This window comes from Streptomyces sp. NPDC015131, from assembly GCF_043079975.1.
Classification (GTDB): Bacteria; Actinomycetota; Actinomycetes; order Streptomycetales; family Streptomycetaceae; genus Streptomyces.
Genome location: NZ_JBIBVB010000003.1, coordinates 12,642 through 38,714, shown reverse-complemented (window position 1 = coordinate 38,714; position 26,073 = coordinate 12,642). Strand labels below are relative to the sequence as shown.

17 protein-coding genes are annotated in these 26,073 nt (G+C 74.0%); 14 read left to right on the top strand and 3 right to left on the bottom strand.

What is annotated here, in order from left to right; translation table 11 throughout:
• Positions 1-4 precede the first annotated feature (4 nt).
• From ligA to ACF08D_RS11505, 12 genes are all read left to right on the top strand, one after another.
• Positions 5-2,188 carry an NAD-dependent DNA ligase LigA gene (gene ligA, locus ACF08D_RS11560; protein WP_392222396.1) on the top strand — a complete coding sequence of 728 codons (2,184 nt, stop codon included), beginning with the start codon at positions 5-7 and terminating at the stop codon, positions 2,186-2,188.
• Positions 2,189-2,414: 226 nt separating this feature from the next.
• Positions 2,415-4,520, top strand: a complete 2,106-nt coding sequence (locus ACF08D_RS11555) for a putative bifunctional diguanylate cyclase/phosphodiesterase (protein ID WP_392222395.1) — start codon at positions 2,415-2,417, stop codon at positions 4,518-4,520.
• 414 nt (positions 4,521-4,934) lie between these two features.
• Complete coding sequence (gatC, locus tag ACF08D_RS11550; RefSeq protein ID WP_016642027.1) at positions 4,935-5,231, top strand: Asp-tRNA(Asn)/Glu-tRNA(Gln) amidotransferase subunit GatC; 297 nt, start codon at positions 4,935-4,937, stop codon at positions 5,229-5,231.
• Positions 5,232-5,233: 2 nt separating this feature from the next.
• Positions 5,234-6,727 (top strand): Asp-tRNA(Asn)/Glu-tRNA(Gln) amidotransferase subunit GatA, encoded by a 1,494-nt coding sequence (gatA, locus tag ACF08D_RS11545; RefSeq protein ID WP_392222394.1) that lies wholly within the window; start codon positions 5,234-5,236, stop codon positions 6,725-6,727.
• Positions 6,724-6,963: a hypothetical protein gene (locus ACF08D_RS11540; protein WP_392222393.1), complete on the top strand. Its 240-nt coding sequence runs from the start codon at positions 6,724-6,726 to the stop codon at positions 6,961-6,963. The genes gatA and ACF08D_RS11540 overlap by 4 nt, the downstream gene beginning before the upstream one ends.
• 15 nt (positions 6,964-6,978) lie before the next feature.
• Positions 6,979-8,490, top strand: a complete 1,512-nt coding sequence (gene gatB, locus ACF08D_RS11535; RefSeq protein ID WP_392222392.1) for an Asp-tRNA(Asn)/Glu-tRNA(Gln) amidotransferase subunit GatB — start codon at positions 6,979-6,981, stop codon at positions 8,488-8,490.
• Between the two features lie 457 nt (positions 8,491-8,947).
• Positions 8,948-11,011 (top strand): phosphocholine-specific phospholipase C, encoded by a 2,064-nt coding sequence (locus ACF08D_RS11530; RefSeq protein WP_392223170.1) that lies wholly within the window; start codon positions 8,948-8,950, stop codon positions 11,009-11,011.
• Positions 11,012-11,235: 224 nt separating this feature from the next.
• Complete coding sequence (locus ACF08D_RS11525) at positions 11,236-13,545, top strand: MMPL family transporter (protein WP_392222391.1); 2,310 nt, start codon at positions 11,236-11,238, stop codon at positions 13,543-13,545.
• 19 nt (positions 13,546-13,564) lie between these two features.
• Entirely contained in the window at positions 13,565-14,131 is a 567-nt protein-coding gene (locus ACF08D_RS11520) for a GNAT family N-acetyltransferase (protein WP_392222390.1), read from the top strand.
• 35 nt (positions 14,132-14,166) lie between these two features.
• Positions 14,167-14,826, top strand: coding sequence for a hypothetical protein (locus ACF08D_RS11515; RefSeq protein ID WP_392222389.1), 660 nt, complete (start codon positions 14,167-14,169; stop codon positions 14,824-14,826).
• A 152-nt stretch (positions 14,827-14,978) separates the two neighbouring features.
• Positions 14,979-15,164, top strand: coding sequence for a hypothetical protein (locus ACF08D_RS11510; protein WP_392222388.1), 186 nt, complete (start codon positions 14,979-14,981; stop codon positions 15,162-15,164).
• Between the two features lie 68 nt (positions 15,165-15,232).
• Positions 15,233-18,286: an AAA family ATPase gene (locus ACF08D_RS11505; RefSeq protein WP_392223169.1), complete on the top strand. Its 3,054-nt coding sequence runs from the start codon at positions 15,233-15,235 to the stop codon at positions 18,284-18,286.
• 161 nt (positions 18,287-18,447) lie between these two features.
• Here ACF08D_RS11505 and ACF08D_RS11500 read toward each other — a convergent pair whose 3' ends face one another.
• The 3 genes from ACF08D_RS11500 to ACF08D_RS11490 all read right to left on the bottom strand — a co-directional run bounded on the left by ACF08D_RS11500 (position 18,448) and on the right by ACF08D_RS11490 (position 20,988).
• Positions 18,448-18,633, bottom strand: coding sequence for a DUF6191 domain-containing protein (locus tag ACF08D_RS11500; RefSeq protein WP_392222387.1), 186 nt, complete (start codon positions 18,631-18,633; stop codon positions 18,448-18,450).
• A 13-nt stretch (positions 18,634-18,646) separates the two neighbouring features.
• Positions 18,647-19,810: a PQQ-dependent sugar dehydrogenase gene (locus tag ACF08D_RS11495; RefSeq protein WP_392222386.1), complete on the bottom strand. Its 1,164-nt coding sequence runs from the start codon at positions 19,808-19,810 to the stop codon at positions 18,647-18,649.
• Positions 19,811-19,965: 155 nt separating this feature from the next.
• The gene (locus ACF08D_RS11490; RefSeq protein ID WP_392222385.1) at positions 19,966-20,988 is read right to left on the bottom strand and encodes an aldo/keto reductase; all 1,023 of its coding nucleotides are present in this window, start codon (positions 20,986-20,988) and stop codon (positions 19,966-19,968) included.
• A 47-nt stretch (positions 20,989-21,035) separates the two neighbouring features.
• Between ACF08D_RS11490 and ACF08D_RS11485 the strand changes: the two genes are divergently transcribed.
• Both ACF08D_RS11485 and ACF08D_RS11480 read left to right on the top strand, forming a co-directional pair.
• Positions 21,036-21,998, top strand: a complete 963-nt coding sequence (locus ACF08D_RS11485) for a 2-hydroxyacid dehydrogenase (protein WP_392222384.1) — start codon at positions 21,036-21,038, stop codon at positions 21,996-21,998.
• 348 nt (positions 21,999-22,346) lie between these two features.
• Positions 22,347-25,958 (top strand): putative bifunctional diguanylate cyclase/phosphodiesterase, encoded by a 3,612-nt coding sequence (locus ACF08D_RS11480; RefSeq protein WP_392222383.1) that lies wholly within the window; start codon positions 22,347-22,349, stop codon positions 25,956-25,958.
• The last annotated feature ends 115 nt before the right edge of the window (positions 25,959-26,073 follow it).

The window sequence follows — 26,073 nt, the reverse complement described above, 5'->3', positions numbered from 1 at the left end:
GACGGTGGCTGTCGAACAGCAGGATGTCGTGCCGGCGGAGGCACGGGACAGACACGCGCAGCTTGCCGAGCAGATCGAGGAGCACCGCTTCCGGTACTACGTGAAGGACCAGCCGGTCGTCAGCGACGCCGAGTTCGACCGGCTGCTGCGCTCGCTGGAGGCGCTGGAGGAGGAGTATCCCGAGCTCCGGACGCCGGACTCGCCGACCCAGAAGGTCGCCGGGGCGTACGCGACGGAGTTCACGGCCGTCCAGCACCGGGAGCGGATGCTCTCCCTCGACAACGCCTTCGACGACGAGGAGCTGGCCGGCTGGGCGGACCGCGTCGCCAAGGAGGTCGGCACCTCGGCGTACCACTTCCTGTGCGAGCTGAAGGTCGACGGCCTCGCGGTCAACCTGACGTACGAGAAGGGGCGCCTCACGCGCGCGGCGACCCGCGGCGACGGCCGCACCGGCGAGGACATCACCCCCAACATCCGCACCATCTCCGACGTGCCCGAGCGGCTGCGGGGCGACCGGATCCCGGACCTCGTCGAGATCCGGGGCGAGGTCTTCTTCCCCATGGAGAAGTTCCAGGAGCTCAACGCCCGGCTGGTGGAGGCGGGTGACAAGCCCTTCGCCAACCCGCGGAACGCGGCGGCAGGCTCGCTGCGCCAGAAGGACCCGAAGGTGACCGCCACGCGCCCCCTCCACATGGTGGTGCACGGCATCGGCGCGCGTGACGGCCTGGACATCGGCCGGCTCTCCGAGGCGTACGAACTGCTGCGCGAGTGGGGCCTGCCGACGGCCCGGCACAACAAGGTGGTCACCGACATCGGCGGAGTGCGCGCGTTCATCGAGCACTTCGGCGAGAACCGGCACTCGGTGGAGCACGAGATCGACGGCGTGGTCGTCAAGCTGGACGAGATCCCGCTGCAGGGCCGCCTCGGCTCGACCTCGCGCGCGCCGCGCTGGGCGATCGCCTGGAAGTACGCCCCGGAGGAGGTCAACACCAAGCTGGTCAACATCCGGGTGGGTGTCGGCCGCACGGGCCGGGTGACGCCGTACGCGCAGGTGGAGCCGGTGACCGTGGCCGGCTCGGAGGTCGAGTTCGCCACCCTGCACAACCAGGACGTGGTGAAGGCCAAGGGCGTCCTCATCGGGGACACCGTGGTGCTGCGCAAGGCCGGGGACGTCATCCCGGAGATCCTGGGCCCGGTCGCGGACCTGCGGGACGGCTCGGAGCGGGAGTTCGTGATGCCCTCCGACTGCCCGGAGTGCGGGACGCCGCTGCGGCCGATGAAGGAGGGCGACGTCGACCTGCGCTGCCCCAACGGGCGGACCTGCCCCGCGCAGCTCCGTGAGCGGCTGTTCTACCTGGCCGGGCGCAAGTGCCTGGACATCGAGAACTTCGGCTATGTGGCGGCGGCGGCGCTGACCAAGCCGCTGGAGCCGGCCGAGCCGGCGCTGGTGGACGAGGGCGACCTGTTCGACCTGACCGTCGAGCGCCTGCTGCCCATCAAGGCGTACGTCCTGGACCAGGACAGCGGGCTGCCCAAGCGGGACCCCAAGACGGGCGAGGAGAAGGTCGTCACCGTCTTCGCCAACCAGCAGGGCGAGCCCCGCAAGAACGCGCTGGCCATGCTGGAGAACATCGCGGCGGCCAAGCAGCGCCCGCTGGCGAGGATCATCACCGGCCTGTCGATCCGTCATGTCGGCCCGGTGGCGGCGGAGGCGCTGGCCCGCGAGTTCCGCTCCATCGAGCGGATCGAGCAGGCGAGCGAGGAGGAGCTGGCGGCGGTCGAGGGCGTGGGCCCGACCATCGCGGCCTCCCTCAAGCAGTGGTTCGAGGTGGACTGGCACCGGGAGATCCTCCGCAAGTGGCGGGCGGCCGGGGTGCGGATGGAGGAGGAGCGCTCGGGGGAGGACGAGGGCCCCCGGCCGCTGGAGGGGCTGACCGTCGTCGTCACCGGCACGCTCCAGAACCACACCAGGGATGGCGCAAAAGAGGCCCTGCAAAGCCGTGGTGCGAAAGTGACCGGTTCCGTTTCGAAGAAGACCGACTTCGTTGTTGTGGGTGACAACCCCGGTTCGAAGTACGACAAGGCGATGCAGCTGAAGCTTCCGGTTCTGGACGAGGACGGCTTCCAAGTCCTGCTCGAACAGGGTGCGGACGCGGCGCGCGAAGTGGCGATTCCGGTCGAACAGTAGGGCGGGAACAGGCGCCTGGAGGTCACCCGTTCGGCGCATACCAGATGGATAAGGGTGGCCGGGTCGCATTCGGGCAAGACCAGTAGAGCGCTGCCCGTCGGCGCCTTCCGCGGCCTACTGTTGAGACGGCGCCCGCCGTGCCCGGCCGGGGGATGGATTCCGGCCGCGCCGGCACGACGACGGGCGATCGCGTGGCAACGGCACCGCCGGCTGTGAGAGGGACGGAATGAAACCGACCGAGAGTGCCGCCCCGGTCGCACGCCCGCGTGCGTACGCGGCCCGTACGGCCATCGCCTCCAGGCTCCCGAACGTCGTCATCGCCGTCGCCGCCCTCGTCCTCACGGCCGGGCTGTACGGCGCCGTCAGCGCCGGGCACGCGCTCTTCCCCGGCTCCACCGCCGGCTGGTCGCTCGCCGTGCTCACCGGCATCGTGGTCAGCCACCTCGTCGCGCTGGGCCGCGACCGCTGGTGGGGCGGCACCGGCTCGGGCGCCGCGCTCACCCTCGCCGTCCTCCTCCTGTACGGCTGGGTGCCCGCCGGACTGGTCAGCCTCGCCGTCGTCGTCCTGGTCGGCGCGGCCCGCCGGCACCGCTGGCGGCAAGGGCTGCTGCACGGCGCGGCGGACATCCTCGGCATCGGCGCCGCGGCCCTGGTGCTCGCCGCCTTCGGCGACGTACCCACCGTCGAACAGCCGTGGCGGCCCCTCGAATGGGGGATCGAGACCGTACCGGAGGTGGCCCTGGCCGCCACCGCGTACCTGGTGGTGACCCGGCTGCTGCTGTGGTACACGCTGGCCCCGCAGAAGTCCGGCGGGCTGCCCTCGGCGGCCCGCACGGCGCTGCTGCGCCAGGGGCTGGTGGCGGTCGCCCTGCTCGGCATCGCACCGCTGATCTGTGTCGTCGCCGTCTCCCAGCCGGTGATACTGCCCCTGTTCGCCGTACCGCTGATCGCCCTGGACTCCACCCTGTGGATCGCCCGCGCCCGCGCCGAGGAACAGCTGCGCGACCCCCTCACCGGACTCCCCAACCGGCAATGGCTGCTGGAGCGGACCTGGTCCGCGCTGGAGGAGGCCGAGGGAGAAGGCGTCAGGGCCGCGCTGGTCCTGATCGACCTCGACCGCTTCCGCTCGGTCAACGACACCCTCGGACACCTGGCCGGCGACCGGCTGCTGCTCCAGATCGCCGACCGGCTGCGGCTCGCGCTGCCACGCGGCGCGGAGGCGGCCCGGCTGGGCGGCGACGAGTTCGCCGTCCTCCTCCCCGTCGCCGACTCGACCACCAGCGCCCAGCGGGTGGCCCGCCAGCTCGCCGCCGAGCTGTCCTCCCCCCTCGACCTCGACGGACTGACCCTCGTCCTGGAGGCCAGCGCCGGCGTCGCCGTCTTCCCCGACCACGCCCTCGACGCCGAAGGGCTGCTCCAGCGGGCCGACGTCGCCATGTACCAGGCCAAGCGCGACCGCACCGGCGTCGAGGTCTACGAGTCCAAGCGCGACTCCAACACCCCCGACCGGCTCGGCCTCCTCGGCGACCTGCGGCGCGCCCTGGACGCCGGCGACGTCGAGCTGCACTACCAGCCGAAGGTCCGCTTCGACGGGCACGTCGCCGGACTGGAGGCCCTGGTCCGCTGGGTGCACCCGGAGCGCGGAAAGGTCCCGCCCGACGAGTTCATCGCCATCGCGGAGTCCTCCGGGCTGATGCCGCACCTCACGGAGTACGTCCTGGAGACCGCGCTCGGCCAGGTCGCCAAGTGGCGCGCCCAGGGGCTCGAAGTGCCCGTCGCGGTGAACGTCTCCCCCCGCGACGTCCACACCCCCGGCTTCGCGGGCGCCGTCGCCGCGCGCCTGGCCCGCCACGGCGTACCGGCGGGAGCCCTCCAGCTGGAGATAACGGAACACGTCCTGCTGGAGGACCCGCAGCGCGCCGCGGACACCCTGGCGGGCCTCACCGGCCACGGCGTCAAGATGTCCCTCGACGACTTCGGCACCGGCTACTCGTCCCTGGTCCACCTGCGGCGCCTCCCGGTGAGCGAACTCAAGATCGACCGCTCCTTCGTGGCGCGCCTCGCCGTCGACAACGAGGACGCCGAGATCGTCCGCTGCACCGTGGACCTGGCGCACTCGCTGGGGCTGCTCGTGGTCGCCGAGGGCGTCGAGGACGACGAGACCTGGGAGCGCCTGCGGGACCTGGGCTGCGACGCGGTGCAGGGCTGGCTGGTGGCCGCGGCGATGCCGCCCGCGGAGACCACCGCGTGGCTGCGCGCCCGGGGCGAGGCCGGCTGGTGCCGCCCGCCACGCGCGCTGCCGGCCCCGCCGCAGGACCAGGTGGTGCAGTAACCCCACCGGCCGGGGCGCCACCCACGACCCGCAGTCGGTCGACGGCCGGGGTGGGGCCGTGCAGGGTCGCCCCCGCAGCGGTTGGCGACGAGTGACGGCACCCTTTCCGGCTGGGTGCCCCGCCGACCGCGAGGAGGCGAGCCCGGAGGGGCCCCGCCCCCCACCCACCTGGGTGCACCGCACCGGGACGAACCCCAGGAACGGGCACCGCCCCGGTACGTTGTGCCCACCCTCCCCCAAGCTCTCGGCTTCGCTCGAGCAGGGGGACCCCCATCGCCCCAGCAGAACGACTGCCCACAACGCGGGCCCCGTTGTGCCCACCCCCGGCCCCCGGTCGGTGGGCGTTTCACGGGCAGGGGGCGATGGCCCATAGGATTGGGCCAAAACCATCACACTCACCCTGAGGATCGCTGCATGCCTGGCATCACGCGCGAGGAGGTCGCCCACCTCGCCCGGCTGGCACGTCTGGAGCTGAAGGACGAAGAGCTCGACCACTTCGCCGGACAGCTCGACGACATCATCGGCGCGGTCGCCCGCGTCTCCGAGGTCGCCGATCAAGACGTACCCCCGACCTCCCACCCGCTGCCGCTGACGAACGTCATGCGCGCGGACGAGGTCCGTCCCTCGCTCACCCCCGAGCAGGCGCTCTCCGGCGCGCCCGCCCAGGAGCAGCAGCGTTTCAAGGTGCCGCAGATCCTGGGGGAGGACTGACCATGACGGACATCATCCGGCTCACCGCCGCCGAGATCGCGGAGAAGATCGCCTCGGGCGAGCTCACCGCGGTCGAGGTCACCGAGGCCCACCTGGCCCGGATCGAGGCCGTGGACGAGAAGGTCCACGCCTTCCTGCACGTCGACCGCGAGGGCGCCCTCGCCCAGGCGCGCGCCGTGGACGAGAAGCGGGCGCGGGGCGAGAAGCTCGGCCCGCTCGCGGGCGTACCGCTGGCGCTGAAGGACATCTTCACCACCAAGGACATGCCGACCACGGTCGGTTCGAAGATCCTGGAGGGCTGGCTCCCGCCGTACGACGCGACCCTGACGAAGAGGCTCAGGGACGCCGACGTGGTCATCCTCGGCAAGACGAACATGGACGAGTTCGCCATGGGGTCGTCGACGGAGAACAGCGCGTACGGGCCGACCGGCAACCCGTGGGACCTCACCAGGATCCCGGGCGGCTCCGGCGGCGGTTCCAGCGCGGCGCTCGCGTCGTACGAGGCCCCGCTGGCCATCGGCACGGACACCGGCGGTTCCATCCGCCAGCCCGCGGCCGTGACCGGCACGGTCGGCGTGAAGCCGACGTACGGCGGGGTCTCCCGCTACGGCATGGTGGCGTTCTCCTCCAGCCTGGACCAGGGCGGGCCCTGTGCCCGTACGGTCCTGGACGCGGCGCTGCTGCACGAGGTCATCGCGGGCCACGACCCGCTGGACTCCACGTCGATCGACGCCCCGGTCCCGCCGGTGGTCGAGGCCGCGCGCAACGGCGGCGTGGCGGGCATGCGGGTCGGCGTGGTGAAGCAGTTCCGCGGCGAGGGCTACCAGGCCGGCGTGGTGCAGCGGTTCGACGAGTCCGTCGCGCTGCTGAAGGAGCTGGGCGCCGAGATCGTCGAGCTGGACTGCCCGTCGTTCGACCTGGCGCTGTCGGCGTACTACCTGATCGCCCCGTCGGAGTGCTCCTCGAACCTCGCCCGCTTCGACGGCCTGCGCTACGGCCTGCGGACCGGCGACGACGGTACGAGGTCGGCCGAGGACGTCACCGCGCTGACCCGCGAGGCGGGCTTCGGCGACGAGGTCAAGCGCCGGATCATGCTCGGTACGTACGCGCTCAGCTCCGGCTACTACGACGCGTACTACGGCTCCGCCCAGAAGGTGCGGACGCTGATCACCCGGGACTTCGAGAAGGCGTTCGAGCAGGTGGACGTGATCGTCTCGCCGACGACGCCGACCACCGCCTTCCCGATCGGCGAGCGCGCCGACGACCCGATGGCGATGTACCTCGCCGACCTGTGCACGATCCCGACCAACCTGGCCGGCAACGCCGCCATGTCGCTGCCCTGCGGCCTGGCGCCGGAGGACAACCTGCCCGTCGGTCTGCAGATCATCGCCCCCGCCATGAAGGACGACCGCCTCTACAAGGTCGGCGCGGCCGTCGAGGCCGCCTTCGTGGAGAAGTGGGGCCACCCGTTGCTGGAGGAGGCTCCGTCGCTGTGAGCGCACTGAACAAGGCCAAGGGGTTCAAGAAGTCCCGGGCCGGCACCTACCTGTCCATCGGCACCACCGCCTTCGGCGCGCTCAGCGTGGTCAAGCAGGTCAAGAAGGCGCGTGGCGAGAGCGACGCGCTGCTGCTCGTGGACGCCGTCGTGTCGGCCGCCGCGATCGCGACCGGCCTCGCCATCCTGGTGCGCGAACTGAAGCGCATCGGTGACGACGACGTCCTGTTCGGCTGAGAGGGAAGTTCCATCGTGACCGTCATCACCGAGCTGGTGCCGTACGACGAGGCCCTCGCCGCCTACGACCCCGTCATGGGGCTCGAGGTGCACGTCGAACTCGGCACCAGGACCAAGATGTTCTGCGGCTGCTCCACCGAGCTGGGCGCCGAGCCCAACTCGCAGACCTGCCCGACCTGCCTCGGCATGCCCGGCTCGCTGCCGGTCGTCAACGCCGTCGGCGTCGAGTCGGCCATCAAGATCGGCCTCGCGCTCAACTGCGAGATCGCCGAGTGGTGCCGTTTCGCCCGGAAGAACTACTTCTATCCGGACATGCCGAAGAACTTCCAGACCTCCCAGTACGACGAGCCGATCGCCTTCAACGGCCATCTGGACGTCCAGCTGGAGGACGGCGAGGTCTTCCGTGTGGAGATCGAGCGCGCCCACATGGAGGAGGACACCGGCAAGTCGACGCACGTCGGCGGGGCCACCGGCCGTATCCATGGCGCCTCGCACTCGCTGCTGGACTACAACCGGGCCGGCATCCCGCTGATCGAGATCGTCACCAAGCCGATCGAGGGCGCGGGCGAGCGCGCCCCCGAGGTCGCCAAGGCGTACGTCGCCGAGCTGCGCGAGCTCATCAAGGCGCTGGGCGTGTCCGAGGCCCGGATGGAGATGGGCCAGATGCGGTGCGACGTGAACCTGTCGCTGCGCCCGCACGGCACCGAGAAGTTCGGTACGCGTTCGGAGACGAAGAACGTCAACTCGCTGCGCAGCGTGGAGCGGGCCGTACGGTACGAGATCGGCCGCCACGCGGGCGTGCTGAACGCGGGCGGCACGATCGTCCAGGAGACCCGTCACTTCCACGAGGACGACGGTTCCACGACGTCCGGCCGGGTGAAGGAGGAGGCCGAGGACTACCGGTACTTCCCGGAGCCCGACCTCGTCCCGGTCGCCCCGTCCCGCGAGTGGGTCGAGGAGCTGCGCGGGTCGCTGCCCGAGCTGCCGCGCGTGCGCCGCAACCGGCTGCGCGAGGAGTGGGGCGTCTCCGAGCACGACATGCAGTCCATCCTCAACGCGGGCGCGGTCGACCTGATCGTCGCCACCACCGAGGCGGGCGCCCCGGCCGACCAGGCCCGCAAGTGGTGGATGGGTGAACTGGCCCGGCACGCCAACGAGTCGGGCACGGCGCTGGACGCGCTGGCCATCACCCCGGCCCAGGTGGCCCGGGTGACGGAGCTGGTCGCGGCCGGCGACCTCAACGACAAGCTGGCCCGCCAGGTCATCGAGGGCGTCCTCGCGGGCGAGGGTGACCCGGACACGGTCGTGGAGAAGCGCGGCCTGAAGGTCGTCTCCGACGAGGGCGCGCTGGGCGCGGCCGTGGACGAGGCGATCGCGGCCAACGCCGCCGTCGCGGACAAGATCCGCGGTGGCAAGGTGGCCGCGGCGGGCGCGCTGGTCGGTGCGGTCATGAAGGCCACCCGCGGCCAGGCGGACGCGGCCCGGGTGCGTGAGCTGATCCTGGAGCGGCTCGGCGTCGAGGGCTGACGCCCGCCCGGCCGCCGCGCCGGTCACCGCATGGCTCGGCCCCCGTACCCGATGGGTGCGGGGGCCGGGGCACGTCCGGCGGGCCCCGCCACCGGGGGGAGGGGTGTGGCGGGTACCGGGGGCCGTGCCTCCCGTGGGGGGAGCGTCAGTGCTTCTGCCCCCGGTTCCCCGGCTCATGCCACCCTGGCGCACGGTCGCCACGACCCGCCCGTACGCCCCCCACCCCCCAACCCCCCTTGGACTCACCGTCCCGCTTCTTGGACATTCACCCGGGCGTCGGCGCCAGGTCTTCCCGGCGAAACCCTCGCTCATTAGCGTCCCGCTCGTACCACTCAATGGATCGCCCGTGAACCATTGAGCCGTCGACGGGAGGTCGGGCTTGTCACCGGACAACGCGCAGCAGGGTCAGGGCGGTACGCGGCAGGACGCCGCCGCGCCGGGGGTGTCGCGCCGCAGGATGCTCGCGCTGGGCGGGGGCGCGCTGGGCGCCGCCGCGGCCGGTTCGCTGCTGCCGCCCTCGCTGCGGGCCGCGATGGCCGCCGGGCCGCCCTCCGGAGGGCTGCGGGCGGTGAAGCACGTGGTGATCCTGATGCAGGAGAACCGTTCCTTCGATCACTACTTCGGCACCCTGCGCGGCGTACGCGGCTTCGGTGACCGCAACGCCGTCGAGCTGCCGTCCGGCAGGCCGGTGTTCGAGCAGCCCGGCCCGCTCGGCCGCACCGTGCTGCCCTTCCCGGTGCGCGGGGCCGCCGAGACGCAGAAGAAGGACCTCCAGTACATCGGGGACCTGGATCATTCCTGGGGCGGCGGCGCCAAGGCGTGGCGCGACGGCTGGATGGACGGCTGGGTCTCGGCGAAGACGGCCGCGACGATGGCGTACTACGACCGCGCGGACATCCCGCTGCACTACGAGCTGGCGGACACGTTCACCGTCTGCGACGCGTACCACTCGTCGGTCCACACCTCGACCAGCCCCAACCGCAACCACCTGTGGAGCGGCTGGACCGGGTACGAGGCCGACGGCAGCCGCGCCGTCACCAACGCCGCGTACGCGGAGGACACCCACCCCGGCTACCCGTGGCCGACCTACGCCGAGCGCCTGGAGAAGGCGGGCCGGACGTGGAAGACGTACACGGAGTGGGAGAACTTCACCGACAACAACATCGAGTTCTTCACCACCTTCAAGAAGATCGCCCGCAAGGCGCTGGCCGCGACCGGCGGCCACACCTACATGGAGTCCTTCTACGCCGCCGTGCGCGGCACCGAGGACGCGGCGGAGCGGGCGGAGATGCTCGCCGCGCTGGAGAAGGGGGTGGCCACCCTCACCCGCCGCGAGCGGTCGCTGTTCGAGCGGGGGCTGCGGCGGGTGGAGACCGGCACCCTCGCCGACGCCTTCCGCGCCGACGTGGCGGCGGGCAGGCTCCCCGAGGTCTCCTACCTGGTGCCCTCGGCGATCGACTCCGAGCACCCGGGGTCGTCGTCCCCGATCGCGTCCGCCTCCCTGGTGTACAAGGTGCTGGACGCCCTCGGCTCCCACCCGGACGTCTGGCGCCACACCGTTCTGCTGATCAACTACGACGAGAACGACGGCTTCTTCGACCACGTCCCGCCGCCCGTCCCGCCGGCCGACGACCCGGACGAGCGGTGGCAGGGGCTGCCCACCGGTCTGGGCGTCCGGGTGCCGCTGCTCGTCGTCTCGCCGTGGACGGTCGGCGGCTACGTCTGCTCCGAGGTCTTCGACCACACCTCGGTGGTCCGGTTCCTGGAGACCTGGACCGGCGTGGAGGAGCCCAACATCACGCCGTGGCGGCGGCGGGTCACCGGCGACCTGACGTCCGCGTTCGACTTCCGGCGCGGCCGCCCGCAGCCGCCGGTGGAGCGGCCCGGCGCCATCCCGCCCTTCACCGGCCGGTGGCGCCCCCAGCCCCCGCAGGTGCAGCGGATGCCGGTCCAGGAGCCCGGCACCCGGCCCGCGCGGCCCCTGCCGTACCAGCCGGACGCCCACGGGCGGCTCCGCGGCGGCGCCCTGATCGTGACCGTCAGCAACACCGGGCGGGCGAACGCGCCCTTCGCGCTCTACCCGTACGCCGGTGAGTTCGCCGCACCGCAGCACCGGGATGTAAGGGGCACGGCGCAATGGAGGGTGCCCCTTACCCGGGACGCCTACCGCTTCACGATCACCGGCCCGAACGGGTTCCGCCGCGAGTTCGCCGGCCCCGCGGCGGGCGGCGCGGAGGTCACCTCGCGCGTCGACGCCCACGAGCGGGACCTGCACCTGACGCTGGCGGCCACCGGTTCCCGGCCGGTCACCTTCACCGTCCGCCCCCTCGGCTACGTCGACGAGGCCGACCTCGCCGACTGGACGCGGACGGTCACCGTGCGGGCGGGCCGCAGCCGTACGGTCGTGCACTCCGCCGCTGACGCGCACGGCTGGTACGACGTCGAGATCACCGGCCCGGACGGCTTCCGGCGCCGGCTGATGGGCCACATCGAGAACGGGCGGCCGAGCGTCTCGGGCTGACCGCCCAGCACGCCCCGGCGGTCCCGTTCGCCGCACGCGCCACAGCCCCGGCCGGGCCCCGCACCCTTGGCCGGGGCTTCGGCGCGGGGTGACGGCACACCTGTGACCATCACCACGAAACGGACAATTGATCTCTTTAGGCTGCGAGAGTGGCGGTACGTAGGTCAGGTGTTGTGAGCGGGCAATCCCCGTAGAGACCACGAACCACTCAGGGAGCACACCCGTTGGCAGCCATCGCACGCTGGTGCGTCACGCACCGCCTCGCCGCCGTTCTGCTGTGGCTGTTCACCCTGGCCGGCGTCGCCGGTGCCTCCGTGGTCGCCGGTTCCGCGTACTCCAACGACTACAACGTCCCGGGCACCGAGTCGGGCCGCGCCACCCAGCTCCTCGACGCGGGCTTCCGCGGCAAGGGCGGTGACGGCGACACCATCGTCTGGCACACCGACGGGGGCAGCGTCCGCTCGGCCGCCGTCCAGGAGCGGATGACGGCGATGCTCGACGACGTCGCGCGGCTCCCCGCCGTCTCCTCCGTCACCGGCCCGTACGCCACCGACGCCGTGCCCGCCGGCACCGCCTCCTCCGGCACCGGGTACGGCACCGCCGCGGCGTCCAAGGGCGCCTCCCAGGGCACCCCCGCCGCCGCGCAGGACTTCGCGCCCGGCCGGATCAGCGAGGACGGCCGTACCGCCTACGCCACCGTCACCTTCGACCGGCCCGCCGACGACCTCCCGCCCGAGCGCGTCCAGGCCGTGATCGACACCGCCCGCGCCGCCGCCGGCGACCGCGTCCAGGTGGAGCTGGGCGGCAGCGCCGTCGCCGTCGCGGAGGCACCGGCCTCCCACACCGCCGAGATCGTCGGTGTCGCCGTCGCCGCCGTGGTCCTCTTCCTCGCCTTCGGCTCCCTCGCCGCCAGCCTGCTGCCCATCGCCACCGCCCTCGTCAGCGTCGGCACCGCCTACGCGGGCATCGGGCTGCTCGGCCATGTGATGACCGTCGCCGACTTCGCGCCCATGCTGGGGCTGCTGATCGGCCTCGGCGTCGGCATCGACTACGCGCTGTTCATCGTCACCCGCCACCGCAAGGGGCTCAAACGGGGCCTCCCGGTCGCCGAGGCGGCCCGCGAGGCCGTCGCCACCACCGGCCGGGCCGTCGTCTTCGCGGGCGCCACGGTCTGCATCGCCCTGCTGGGCATGCTGATACTGCGGCTGGGCTTCCTCAACGGCGTCGCCGTCGCGGCCAGCCTGACCGTCGTCCTCACCGTCGCCGCGTCCGTGACCCTGCTGCCCGCGCTGCTGTCGTTCATCGGGATGCGGGCGCTGTCCCGCCGCGAGCGCGCCCGGCTGGTGGAGCACGGCCCCGAGCCCGAGCTGCCGACCGGGTTCGCCGCCCGCTGGTCCGCCTTCGTCGAGCGCCACCCCAAGCTGCTGGGCGCCGTCGCCGCCGTGGTGATGGCCGTCCTCGCCCTGCCCGCCCTCGGGCTGCACCTCGGCACCTCCGACCAGGGCAACGACCCGGCCGCCTCGACCACCCGCAAGGCGTACGACCTGCTCGCCGACGGCTTCGGTCCGGGCGTCAACGGCCCCCTCACCCTGGTCGCCGAGATCGACGGCGCCGACGACCGGCTCGCCCTCGCCACGCTGCCCGACACCCTGCGGGCCACCCAGGGCGTCGACTCCGTCGGCCCGGTCGCCTACGGCGCGGGCGGCGACACGGCCGTCCTGACCGTCGTACCGGACTCCGCCCCCCAGTCCGAGCGGACCAGCGACCTCGTCGAACGGCTCCGGGAGGACGTCCTGCCCGCCGCCGGGCACGGCACCACCCTCGATGTGCACGTCGGCGGCGTCACGGCCGGGTACGACGACTTCGCCCAGGTCATCATCGGCAAGCTGCCGCTCTTCGTGGGTGTCGTCATCACCCTCGGCTGCCTGCTGCTCCTGCTCGCCTTCCGGTCGGTGGGCATCCCCCTCAAGGCGGCCCTGATGAACGTGGCCGCCGTCGCCTCGGCCTTCGGGATCGTGGTGGCAATCTTCCAGTGGGGCATGGGCAGCGAGCTGCTCGGCCTCGGCCGGGCGGGCCCGATCGAACCCTTCCTGCCGGTGATAATGGTCTCCGTCCTCTTCGGACTGTCGATGGACTACCAGGTCTTCCTGGTCAGCCGGATGTACGAGGAGTGGCTGGAGACCGGCGACAACAGGCGGGCCGTCCGCGTCGGCCTCGCCGAGACGAGCCGGGTGATCAACTCCGCGGCCGTCATCATGATCGCCGTCTTCCTGGCGTTCGTCCTCTCCGGCGACCGGGTCATCGCGATGTTCGGCATCGGCCTGGCGGCGGCCGTCGCCCTGGACGCCTTCGTCCTCCGTACGCTCCTGGTCCCGGCGCTGATGCACATGCTCGGCGGCGCCAACTGGTGGCTGCCGGGCTGGCTCGACCGCGTACTGCCCCGCATCAGCATCGAGAACCCGGAGTGCCGCGCCGCCGACCATGCGAAGATCCCGTGGCAGCGCGCGAGCGACGACGGACAGCTCGTGCCCTGAGCGACGGAGGCGACCGAGCGTGTTCGCGACATCCCTGGGCGACGACGGGGCGATACTCAGGCCCCTGGAGCCGTGGCACGCCGAGGAGTACCTCGCCCACATGGACCGGGGCAGGGAGTACATCGGGCGATACGTCGCGCTCCCCACGGTCTGCACCGACCTGACCTCCGCGCGGGCCTTCCTCCAGGCGTACGCCGACAAGACCGCCGCCGACACCGGGCGCCTCCTCGGCATCTGGCTCGACGGCGCCCTCGTCGGCGGGGTCCTCCTGCGCGTCATGGACGTCACGGCGGGCACCTGCGAGGCGGGCTGCTGGCTGGAGCCGTCCTTCGCCGGCCGCGGCCTGGTCACGCGCGCGTGCCGGGTGCTCATCGACTGGGCGGTGGAGGAGCGGGGCCTGCACCGCGTCGAGTGGCAGGTCTCCTCCGCCAACACCGCGAGCGTCAACGTCGCCAGGCGCCTGGGCATGACCAAGGAGGGCGTGCTCCGCGAGAGCTACCCCTACCGGGGCGTGCGCCACGACATGGAGGTCTGGTCCGTCCTGGCCCCGGAGTGGCGCGCGGCCCGCGCGGAGGCCGGCCGTTAAGGGGCCTCTCAGAAACGGCACCTAGCGTGCCGCGCATGAACCCCACGACCCCCAAGACCGACCCGGCCGGCACCCACGACCCGGCCACCACCGACGAGCCCGGCACCACCACGGCCGCCGGCCCGGGGGAGCACCGCCCCGAGCCCGCCGACGAGCACACCGCCGACTCCGGCCAGGAGCGGGACCCGAAGCAGGACCAGGACCAGAAGCACGACCAGGACCGGAAGCAGGACCAGGACCGGGAGGCCGCCGACGCCCACGCCGGACCCGCCACGGTGACCGGGCCCGCCGCGGTGACCGGGGCCGCCACCGGGCCCGCCGGCGGGATCGCCACCGCCGCGGCGGCCGTCGTCGCCGCGGCGCTGGGCCTCGCCTCGCTCACCGGGACCTGGACCGGCCGCGTCGCCGCCGAGCGCGAGACGCTCCTCGGGCAGATCGCCACCGCGCAGGGCGGATCGCCCGCCCAGCAGATCTCCGAGATCTACGGCGACGCCTGGCACACCACCGCCCTGGTCAACGGCCTCTTCGCGGTGGTCGCCCTGATCACCGCCGTGGTGGTGCTCACCCGCCCCCGGCGCCCCCAGTGGGTCCGCGCGGTCGCCACCGCGGGAGCGGTGCTGGGCGCACTGGGCCTGCTGCTGTCCGTCGGCATGTTCACCGACTGGTTCCTGCCCCTGCCCAGCACCGGCTCCTAGGCACCCGCCCGGGCCGGCCTCAGTGCGCCCCCCCGGCGCCTCTAAGGCCCCGCCCCCCGCGCAAATGCGGCAGTCTCCCGATGCGCCCCGGGCCCCTGGGACGGGAGAGTCGAGGCATCACGAAAACGCCACGACACCACCAGGGAGCACCGATGTTCACCTACGAGTACCAGCAGGCCCGCCACGCCGACCTCGTCCGCGAGGCCGACGCCCAGCGGCTGCTCAACCTCGCCCGCGCGGCCCGCGCCGCCCGCCGCGCGCCGTTCCGCCGGTCCGGCGGCCAGGCATCCGGAGGGCAGGTGCATACCGAGCACTCCCGCTACACGACGGCCGCGTGACGGAAGGCCGGGCGCGGGTCATGACCTCCGTACCGATATCCGGTGCCGCGCTGTCAGTGGGCTGTGCGATGCTCGGCGGCGTGGAGAACAGGTCCGTCAGTCCGGTTTTCGTCGGCCGAGCAGGGGAGTTGACCGCGCTCACCGACGCGCTCTCCCGCGCCACCGCGGGGGAGCCGCAGGCGTTGCTCATCGGTGGCGAGGCGGGGGTGGGCAAGACGCGGCTGCTGGAGGAGTTCCTCGGCCAGGCGTCCGCCCGGGGCGCCGTCGTCGCCGTCGGCGGCTGTGTGGAGATCGGCGCGGACGGGCTGCCGTTCGCGCCGTTCTCCACCGCGCTGCGCGCCCTGCGCCGCACCCTGCCCGACGAGCTGGCCGCCGCCGCGCGCGGCCAGGAGGGCGAGCTGGCCCGGCTGCTGCCCGAGCTGGGGGACGCGGCCGGCCCCGAGCCGTACAACGAGGACAGCACCGCCCGGCTCTTCGAGCTGACCGTGCGCCTCCTGGAGCGGATGGCCGACGACCGCACGGTCGTCCTCGCCCTGGAGGACCTCCACTGGGCCGACGCCTCCACCCGCCACCTGCTGGCGTACCTCTTCCGCACCCTGCACCGCGGCCGGCTCGTGGTCGTCGCCACCTACCGCGCGGACGACATCCACCGCCGCCACCCGCTGCGGCCCCTCCTCGCCGAGCTGGACCGGCTGCGCACCGTGCTCCGCATCGAGCTGCCCCGGTTCACCCGCACCGAGGTCCACCGCCAGCTCACCGGCATCCTGGCCGCCGAGCCCGCGGCCGACCTCGTCGACGACGTCTTCCAGCGCTCCGACGGCAACGCCTTCTTCGTCGAGGAGCTGGTCGTCTGCCGGGAGGAGACCGCCGGGCTGAGCGACTCCCTCCGCGATCTGCTGCTGGTGCGCGTCGAGGCGCTCCCGGAGGACGCCCAGCGGGTCGTCCGGACGGTCGCCGAGGGCGGCTCCACCGTGGAGTACGAGCTGCTGGCCGCCGTCGCCCGGCTCCCCGAGGACGAGCTGATCGAGGCGCTGCGCGCCGCCGTCAACGCCAACATCCTGCTCGCCGCGCCGGACGGCGAGGGGTACCGCTTCCGCCACTCCCTGGTGCGCGAGGCCGTCAGCGACGACCTGCTGCCCGGCGAGCGCTCCCGCCTCAACAGGCGGTACGCCGAAGCCCTGGAGGCCGGCCCCGGTCTCGTACGGGCGGACGAGCGCTCCACCCGCCTCGCCAGCTACTGGTACCACGCGCACGACGCCGCCAAGGCGCTGCCCGTCGTCCTGCGGGCCGCCGTCGAGGCCCGCAAGCGCCATGCCCACGCCGAGCAGATGCGGCTGCTGGAGCGCGCCCTGGAGCTGTGGGACGACGTGCCCGAGGCGGTACGGGACTCGCTGCGGCCCATCGACTACGCCGACGCGTACCCGGCCTGCGGCTGTGCCGACACCCCGCTGCGCTACCTCGACCTGCTGGCCGAGACGGCCGTCGCCGCCCGGCTGTGCGGCGAGCGGGAGCGCGCCCTGAAGATCGTCAAGCGGGCGCTGCGGCTGCTGGACGAGGAGTCCGGCACCGACGGGTCCGACGGGTCCGGTGGGTCCGGCGGCGCGCCCAGGGACCCGCAGCGGGCCGCCTGGTTCTGGACCGAGCGCTCCAAGCTGATGTCGAACCTCGGGCGGGGCGACGGCTGGGCCGAACTGGCCACCGCCCAGGAGCTGGTGCGCGGGCTGCCGCCGTCCGCCGTGCACGCCCGGGTCCTCGCGGTCGCCGCCGGCTGGGGCATGCTCCACGCGCCGGGACCGGAGAGCCTGGCCGCCGCCGAGCGGGCCGTCGAGTACGCCCGCCTGGTCAAGGCCGAGACGGTCGAGCTCAGCGCCCGCCTCACCCTTGGCGGGCTGATGGTGGACGCGGGCGACGTCGAGGCCGGCCTGCGCGAGATGCACGCCGTCCTGGACCGGGCCCGTGAGTCCCACACGCGCAACGAGGCGGGGCGCGCCTATGTCAACATCCCCTCCTGCCTGGAGTCCGTCGGCCGCTCCCGGGACGCGGTCCGCGTCGCCGAGGAGGGCCTGAGGTACTCCCGCGAGTCCGGCCTGCGCGACAACGAGGGCTGGGTCCTCAACAACCTGGTCGAGTCGCGGCTGTCACTGGGCCACTGGGACGAGGCGAGCGAGGGCGCGCACCGGCTCCACCGCATCGCCTACAGCACCAAGCCGCGCGCCGGCGCGCACCTCAAGCGCGCCCAGCTGGCCTGGCTGCGCGGTGAACTGTCCACCGCCGCCGACCACTTGGCGCGGGCCCGCGACACCTACGGCACCCATGACCCGATGATGCAGTACCTGCTGCCGCAGGCCCGGGTCCGGCTGGGCATCGCCGCCGGGCAGGGCAGGCTCGCCGACGTACGGACCGGGCTGGCCGAAGCGGTGCGCGACGGCTTCCCCGTCGGCAGCCAGCGGTACGCCTGGCCGCTGCTGCTCACCGCCGCCACCGCCGAGGCGGAGGCGCGGGGGCTGCCCGCCGCGGCGGAGGGCCGGGCGGAGGCGCTGGAGCTGATCCGCTCGCACACCAGGCGGCTGGCCACCGCCGTGCCGGTGTGGCAGGCGCACTCGCTGTTCGTCGCCGCCGAACTGGCCCGCGCCGAGGGGCGGGACGACCCCGACCGGTGGGCGGAGGTCGTGGTGGCCCTCGGCCCGCTGGAGCGCCCCTACGAGCTGGCGTGCGCCCGGCACCGCTGGGCGGACGCGATGCTGGCCCGGGGCGGCCGGCGGGACCGGGCCGCCGCGCTGGTCCGCGAGGCCCACCTGGTCGCCGAACACCTGGGGGCACGGCCGCTGCGCGAGGACCTGGAGCTGCTCGCCGCGCGGGCCCGGCTGTCGCTGACGGCACCGGCCGCCGCGCCCGCGGCCCCGGCGGACGAGGGCTTCGGCCTCACGCCCCGGGAGCAGGACGTGCTGCGCCTGGTCGCGGACGGGCGCAGCAACCGCCAGATAGCGGAGGAGCTGTTCATCTCGCCCAAGACGGCGAGCGTCCATGTCTCCAACATCCTGGCCAAGCTCGGTGTCTCGGGCCGGGGCGAGGCCGCCGCCCTCGCCCACCGGCTCCGGCTGCTTCCCGACGCCGCGGCCTGAGCCGGACCCGCCGCCCCGGCCTGAGCCGGACCGGGATCGGACCGGCCCCGGGCCCGCCCGACGCCGCCGCCTGAGCCGGACCGCCGCCGGTCCACCCGAGCCCGCGCCCGTTCTGGGCCCGGGGCGGGCCGCCCGCGCCACGCGTCGACCGGCCCCCGGGCTCAGGCGTCCGCCGGGTCCGGGGGAGGGGGCGGCACACGGACGGTCACGGTGCCGGACGCCAGGTCTATCGGACCGCGCGCCGGGTCGCCGTCGGCCACGTCGTCACGGGTCAGCTCCAGCCGCCGCCGCTCGTCGTCGCCGTGCTTGCGGCCGGGCGCGAAGAGCTGCTCCAGGACGTTGAACATGTGCCGCCGCCTCTCACGTCACCTCCAGGCGGAGGATCCGGTCGTCGCCCGGCCCGGGGGTGCCGCGGCCGTCCGTCTCGCTGGTCAGCAGCCACAGCCCGTCGCCGCCCGCGGCGACGACCGTACGCAGCCGGCCGTACTTCTCCTCCAGGAACGGCTGGGGGTCCGCCGAAGGTTCCGCCCCGGCCAGCGGGATCCGCCACAGCCGCTCGCCGCGCAGCCCCGCCATCCAGACGGACCCCTCCGCGATCGCGATGCCGCTCGGGGAGGCATCGGCGGTCCGCCACTGGGCCACCGGGTCGGCGAAGCCGGGACGGCTCTCCCGGCCCTCCACCTCGGGCCAGCCGTAGTTCTTGCCGGGCTCGATCAGGTTCAGCTCGTCCCAGGTGTTCTGGCCGAACTCGGCCGCCCACAGCCGCTTGTCGGCGTCCCAGGCCAGGCCCTGCACATTGCGGTGCCCGTACGAGTAGACGACGGAGTCGGCGGACGGGTTGCCGTGCACCGGCTGCCCGTCCGGGGTCATCCGGAGGATCTTGCCGCCCAGCGACTCCTTGTCCTGCGCCAGGCCGGTGTCGCCGGTCTCGCCGGTCCCCGCGTACAGCATCTTGTCCGGGCCGAAGGCGATCCGGCCGCCGTTGTGGATAGTGCCCTTGGGGATGCCCCGCAGCACGGTGTCGGGCGCCCCGAGCTGCCGCCCGGCGGGCTTGCGCTCGTCGAGGATCATGCGGGCGATGCGGTTGTCGGACTCGGTGGTGAAGTAGGCGTACACCAGGCGGTCCGAGGCGTACGCGGGGGAGACCGCGAGCCCCAGCAGGCCGCCCTCGCCGCCCGGGGCCACTCCGGGCACCGCGCCGACCGCGGTCTTCGCTCCGCTCTCGCCGTCGACCCGGGTGATCGTCCCCTCGTCGCGCGAGGACACCAGCAGGTCGCCGTCGGGCAGCACCGCCAGCCCCCACGGGGACTTCAGGCCCTCGGTGAGCGTGGACACCACCTTCACCGTGCCCTTGGCGGGCGGCGCGGTGGGCGACGGGGACCCGCCGGGCGTGCCGGACGGGGAGGCCGGTGCGGAGGCGGTGGCGGGCGCGGTGGCGCTCCGGCCGGCCGCGGGGTGGGCGCCCCCGTCCGAGGAGCACCCCGCCACGAGAAACAGGGAGGCCGCGGCCAACGCGGCCGTCACAGCTGGACGTTGCACAGTTCCGATCCCTTCACCGGCGGTGTGAGCCGCATGTGCACCCTTGATACACCTGTTGCGCCGCCCGCGCCGCTCAGCCCGTGAGCCCGGGCCCCGGCGGGCCCGCACCGCGGGCCCGCACCGCGAGCGGGCGCGGCTCATCAGTCCCAGGAGCCCCGGGCCGGCGGCAGGGACGCGATCTCCGCCAGGTCCTCGTCGGTCAGCGACAGCCGCGCGGCCCGCGCGTTCTCCACCGCCCAGCGCTCGTTCTTGGTCCCCGGCACCGGTACGACGTGCCGGCCCCGTCCCAGTACCCACGCCAGCGCGACCTGTGCCGGGGTGACCCCCGCGGCCTCGCCGCCGTGCCGCTCCGCCACCCGCCGCAGGCCGACCACGATCGGCTGGTTCGCGGCCATCATCTCGGCCGTGAACCGGGGGTGCCGGGCCCGCAGGTCCTCGGGCTCGAATCCGCCGCCCGGCGTGAGCGTCCCGGTCAGGAAGCCGTTGCCCAGTGGCATCGCCGCCAGCAGGCCGACGCCCCGCGAGACGCACCAGGGCAGCAGCCGGGGCAGCGCCTCCCGCGACCACACCGACAGCTCCGCCTGCACCGCGCTCACCGGGAACACCTGCTGCACCCGCTCCAGCAGCCGAATCGTTCCCTCGTACAGATCGGCGGCCGGCCCGCCCGTCCCGGCCCGGCGGGGCGCGCGGACCGCCATCGCGCACATCCCCAGCGCCCGCACCTTCCCCGCGGTCACCAGCTCCGCCATCGCGCCCCAGGTCTCCTCGACCGGCACCTCGGGGTCGACGCGGTGCAGCTGGTACAGGTCGATGACATCGGTCTGGAGCCGCCGCAGCGAGGCGTCGCAGGCGCGCCGCACATACCCCGGCCGGCCATTGGCCACGATGTGCTGCTCCCCGACGAGCAGCCCGCACTTGGTGGAGACGAACGCCTCCGCCCGGCGCTCCTTGATCACCCGGCCCAGCAGCAGCTCATTGGTGAACGGCCCGTACATGTCGGCGGTGTCCAGCAGGCTCACCCCGGCGTCGAGGGCGGCGTGCACGGCGCGCACGGAGCGGTCACCGCGCTGTCGCGAGGCGCTGTAGGCCCAGCTCATCGGCATGCAGCCGAGGCCGATCGCCCCCACTTCGAGCGCCGTCGCCCCGATTGTCCTGCGCTCCAACTCCCCGTACCCCTCCTCGTGCCGCTCCCCAAACTAACCTCCTGACCATGACGAGAGACGTGTGGCTCCCCCTTCCCGCCGACGAGATCGACGGGCTGCCCGACCCCGGCGAGTCCGGCCTGGCCTACCGGTTCTGGGACGGCGGCCCGGACTTCCCCGCCGACCCCGCCGACTGCGCCTTCTATGTCGTCCCCTACATGAAGGGGTCGGAGATCGCGGTGCGCCCGATGGCCGCGATGACCTCCGTCCGCGTCGTCCAGACGCTGTCGGCGGGCATCGACCACGTGACGCCGGGGCTGGACTCCCTGCCGCCCGGTGTGGCGCTGTGCAACGCCAAGGGCGTCCACGAGGCCAGTACGGCGGAGCTGACCCTCGCGCTGGTCCTCGCCTCGCTGCGCGGCATCCCGGGCTTCGTACGCGGCCAGGACCGCGAGGAGTGGCGCGACGGCTTCTACCCGGCCCTCGCGGACAAGTCCGTCCTGATCGTGGGGTACGGATCGATCGGCGCGGCGATCGAGGACCGGCTCGCGCCCTTTGAGTGCGCGCGGGTGGCGCGCGTCGCGCGCTCCGCGCGCACCACCGAGCGCGGGCCGGTGCACGCGCTCCCGGATCTCCCCGCGCTCCTGCCCGAGGCGGACGTCGTCATCCTGTCCACGCCGCTCACCCCCGACACCCGCCACCTCGCCGACGCGTCCTTCCTGGCGAGCATGAGGGACGGGGCCCTGCTGGTGAACGTGGCGCGCGGCCCGGTGGTCGACACCGAGGCCCTCCTCGCCGCGACGGGAAGCGGACGGATAACCGCCGCATTGGATGTCACCGACCCCGAACCGCTGCCGAAGGGACACCCTCTGTGGCACGCTCCGGGCGTGCTGATCAGTCCCCATGTGGGCGGCTCCACATCCGCGTTCATGCCCCGGGCGAAGCGTCTCGTCGCCGGGCAGCTGACCCGCTTCGCGGAGCGCGAACCGCTGCGGAACATCGTCCTGACCACCGGGGGAAGGAGCGTCTGAACACGCTCCGGAGCCATATCGGCGCCGTCCGTGCCCATAACACTGATGATCGTCACGGAGCGTAGAGCACCCCTGTCCCTGAGTGACGATCCTGGTGTATCGTCCCGATCTGGGGGCCGCGTCGAGCACCAACCGGCGCAGGGGAGCGACGTGATTGCCGATCAGAATCCGAGGGGGGCGACGCGCGATGCACGGTCGATGGGCCAGCGAAACGACGCGACGGGGCAGCCGGCTGCGACCCCCGAGCGCGTCCCGGAATCCGAAGCGGCGGCGGCCGGCGCACGGGGCGCCGGCCCTCCCGGCACCAGCCCGGCCGCTCCGCCCCGCGCGCCCGGCGGGGGTGTCCCGGTGAGCGCCCCGGGGGTCCTCGTCGAGCGCCCGCCCGTCACGGGCGCCGCCACCGGTGAGACCAGGACCGGCGGCCCGGCGGGCGACCGCGGCACGGGCGGCTCCGGCGGCCTGCTCTGCCAGCTGCTGCTCGCCGTGGTGTGCGGGAGCTACGCCGCGGGTGCCGCCGTCGGCTGGGGCTCCGCCGAGCTGGCCCTGATCATGGGCGACTTCGGCCTCAGCGCCGCCGCGCTCGCCGCCTGCGTCTCCTGCCTGCTGTACGCACGCACGCGTGGCGGCGCCTTCCGCCCCGCCTGGCTGCTCTTCGCGTTCTCCTCCGCGATGGCGGCCGGCGGCAACGCCGTGTGGGGGTGGTACGAGGTCGTCCTCGACCGGCCGGTCCCGGACCCCTCCGTCGCCGACCTGTTCTTCCTGCTCTTCGCGCCGCCCGCCATCGTCGGGCTGCTCGTGCTCGCCAAGCGGCCGGTCACCCGGGCGGGCTGGATCTGCCTCGGCCTGGACTCCTGGCTGATCGGCGGTTCGCTGCTCACCCTGTCCTGGAGCCTGGCCCTCGCCCACACCGCCCGCTTCGAGGGGGAGAGCGTCGCGCGCGCCGCGCTCTCCCTGGCGTACCCCCTCCTGGACATCGCGCTGGTCAGCATGGTGCTGGCCCTGCACTTCCGGCGCTCCCAGGGGAACCGCTCCGCGGTCCACACCGCGATCGCCGCGCTGGCGCTGACCGTGCTGTGCGACGCGCTGTTCACCTCGCCGCTGCTGCGCGAGCACTACAGCTCCGGCCAGCTCCTGGACGCCGGCTGGTTCGCCGGCTCCCTGCTCCTGGCGTACGCCCCCTGGGGCGCCGACCGCTCGCCCGAGCCCCCCGCGCCGCCGCGCGGGCCGCGCCCGTCCAGCCGCCCGGTCGCCGGGTCGCTGGCCGCGCTCACGCCCTACCTCGCCGCGGCGGTCTGCACGCTCGGCATTCTCTACAACGTCATCGAGGACCGCACGGTGGACCGCGTCGTCGTCTTCACCGGGTGCACCGTGGTGCTGGCCCTGGTGGTCCGCCAGGGGATCATGCTCCTCGACAACATCGCCCTCACCCATGAACTGGCCCAGAAGGAGAACCACTTCCGGTCGCTCGTGCAGGGCTCCAGCGACGTCATCATGATCGCCGCGCCGGACGGGGTGCTGCGCTACGTCAGCCCGGCCGCCTCGGGGGTGTACGGGCGGGAGGCCGAGGAGCTGATCGGCTCCGAACTGGCCGCCCTGATCCACCCCGAGGACCTCGGCGGCGTCGTCCACGAGGTCCGGCGCTTCCTGGCTGCCTCGCCCGCCCAGGAGCCCACCACCCGGATCGAGTGCCGCTTCCGGTCCGGCACCGGCGAGTGGCTCAACGTCGAGTCCACCGTCAACCGCCACCAGGGCGGCCTGATCTTCAACAGCCGGGACGTCACCGAACGGGTCCGCCTCCAGGCGCAGCTCCAGCACAACGCGGAGCACGACCCGCTGACCGACCTGCCCAACCGGGCCCTGTTCACCCAGCGGGTGCGCCAGGCGCTCAGCGGGCGGCGCGCGGGCGACGCGGGCACCGCCGTGCTCTTCATCGACCTGGACGGCTTCAAGGGCGTCAACGACCGGCTGGGCCACCAGGCCGGCGACGAACTGCTGATCCAGGCCGCCCGGCGGCTCCAGGACTCGGTCCGGGCCGGGGACACCGCGGCGCGGCTCGGCGGCGACGAGTTCGCCGCGCTGATCCTGGGCGACGGCGGGCACGACCCGTCCGACCGGGAGGCCCGCGTCCAGGAGATCGCCGACCGGCTGCGGCTCACGCTCTCGCAGCCGTACCGGATCGAGGGCCGGGAGGTCCGGGTCGCCGCCTCCATCGGCGTCGCCTTCGCCGAGGCGGGCATCGGCGCCGGGGACCTCCTGCGCAACGCCGACCTCGCCATGTACCGGGCCAAGGCCGGCGGCAAGAACCGGGTCGAGCTGTACGCCCCGCAGATGCAGGCCGACGTCGCGCCCCGCAAGGACCCGGCCCGCCCGCGCGGCGCCGCCCGCGCCGGCGCGCGCGCCGGCACCTCCCGCACCCCGTCGGCGCGCGACGGCGCCGCCCGGGACGCGGGCGCGCGGTCCGGCGCCGACCGGTCCGGCGCCGACCGGTCCGGCGCCGACCGCGAAAGAGCCGCCCGGGACGGCGAGTTCGTCCTGCTCCACCAGCCGGTGGTCGACCTCGCCACCGGACGGATCGACTCCGTCGCCGCCCAGCCGCGCCGCAGGTCCGCGCAGGGCATCCTCTTCACCCCCGCCGAGTACCTCCGGATCGCCGAGGACGCCGACCGGGCCACCGAGCCCCACGGCCGGCTCCTGGAGGACGCCGTGGAACAGGCCGCCGAACGGGCCGCCCTCGGCCACCGGGTGCCCGTCTCGGTGCGCTTCCCGGCCCGCAGACTCGTGGACCGGTCCATGCCGCTGGGCACCATCGAGGCGCTGCTGACCACGTACGACCTGCCCTCCGGCTCCCTGATCATCGAGCTGGCCGGCAGCGGCCCACGGGGCTCCTTCGACGAACTGGAGCGGCGCCTGGCCGCCCTGCGCCGGCTCGGAGTGCGCATCGCGCTCGACGGGTTCGGCAGCGGGCATGCCGCGATCGACGCGCTGCGGAGGCTGCCGGTCGACATACTGAGACTGGACAGGGGCCTGGTCGAGGGCGTCGTCGAATCGGCCCGGCTCCACAAGATCACCAATGGTCTGCTCCGGATCGCCCGCGACCTCGGCATGCAGTCCGTCGCGGACGGCGTGGACCTCCCGGAGCAGGTCCTGGCGCTACGGGCGATGGGGTGCACCCATGGGCAGGGCAAGGCGTTCTCCGGCCCGCTCGACGAGTACCGGCTCCGCCGCGCTCTCGAACGGGACGCCTACCCCGTGCCCACCGGCGCCCTGCCCGGCGGGGTCGCCGTCCCGGCGTACACCCTGGGCGCCCGCTCCACGACGTTCCCGGGCAGTCTCCCGGCCGCCTTCCGGGGCGCGCTGCCGGGCGCCCTCGCCGGCGGGGTCGTCCGTACCGCGTCCCGCGCCGTCCCGCCCGGCGCCGTCCCGGCCGCCCGCCCCGGCGTGCCGCCCGCCCCGCCCGACGCCCCACCGGCCCCGCCCGCCCCACCCGGCCCGTCCGGCTCCGGCGCCCCTCCCCAACCGGGCGGCGGCGGGGGCCGGATCGCCCCGCCCGCGGCGCCCGGCGGCCCCTCCGGCGGCGGGGAGCCGCTCCCGGACCCCCGCCCCGGGCTCCCGGGCGACGGCACCCCCGGCGCCCGGCCCGACCCCTTACCCGGCGCCCCGGCCCCCGCGGGGGCGGCACCCGGTCCGGCACCCGGTCCGGCGCCCGCGCCCGGCGCCCCGCCCCGCCCCCGTACCGCACCACCGGACGCCCGGGCGACCGGCGCCCGCGCACCGTCCGGGCCCGCACGCACGGCGTCCGCGCCCCCCGTCCGTCCGGCGCCCGCTCCCCGGACCCCGCCCGAGGGCCGCACCGGCGGCGTCCCGCACGTCCTGCCGGCCGCCCTTCCCGGCGCCCTGCCGGGGATGCGCCCGCCCCACCCACTCCGCCCACATAATGAGACTCGCGTCCCACCCACTTGACACTGACGGTGCGCCGGAGGGAGGGTCAATGCCATGCGCACCCGAATTCTCGTACTTGGAAAGCGCGTCGGCTGAGCACGGCCCCATGACGGCCCTGCGACCCCACACCGGCGCG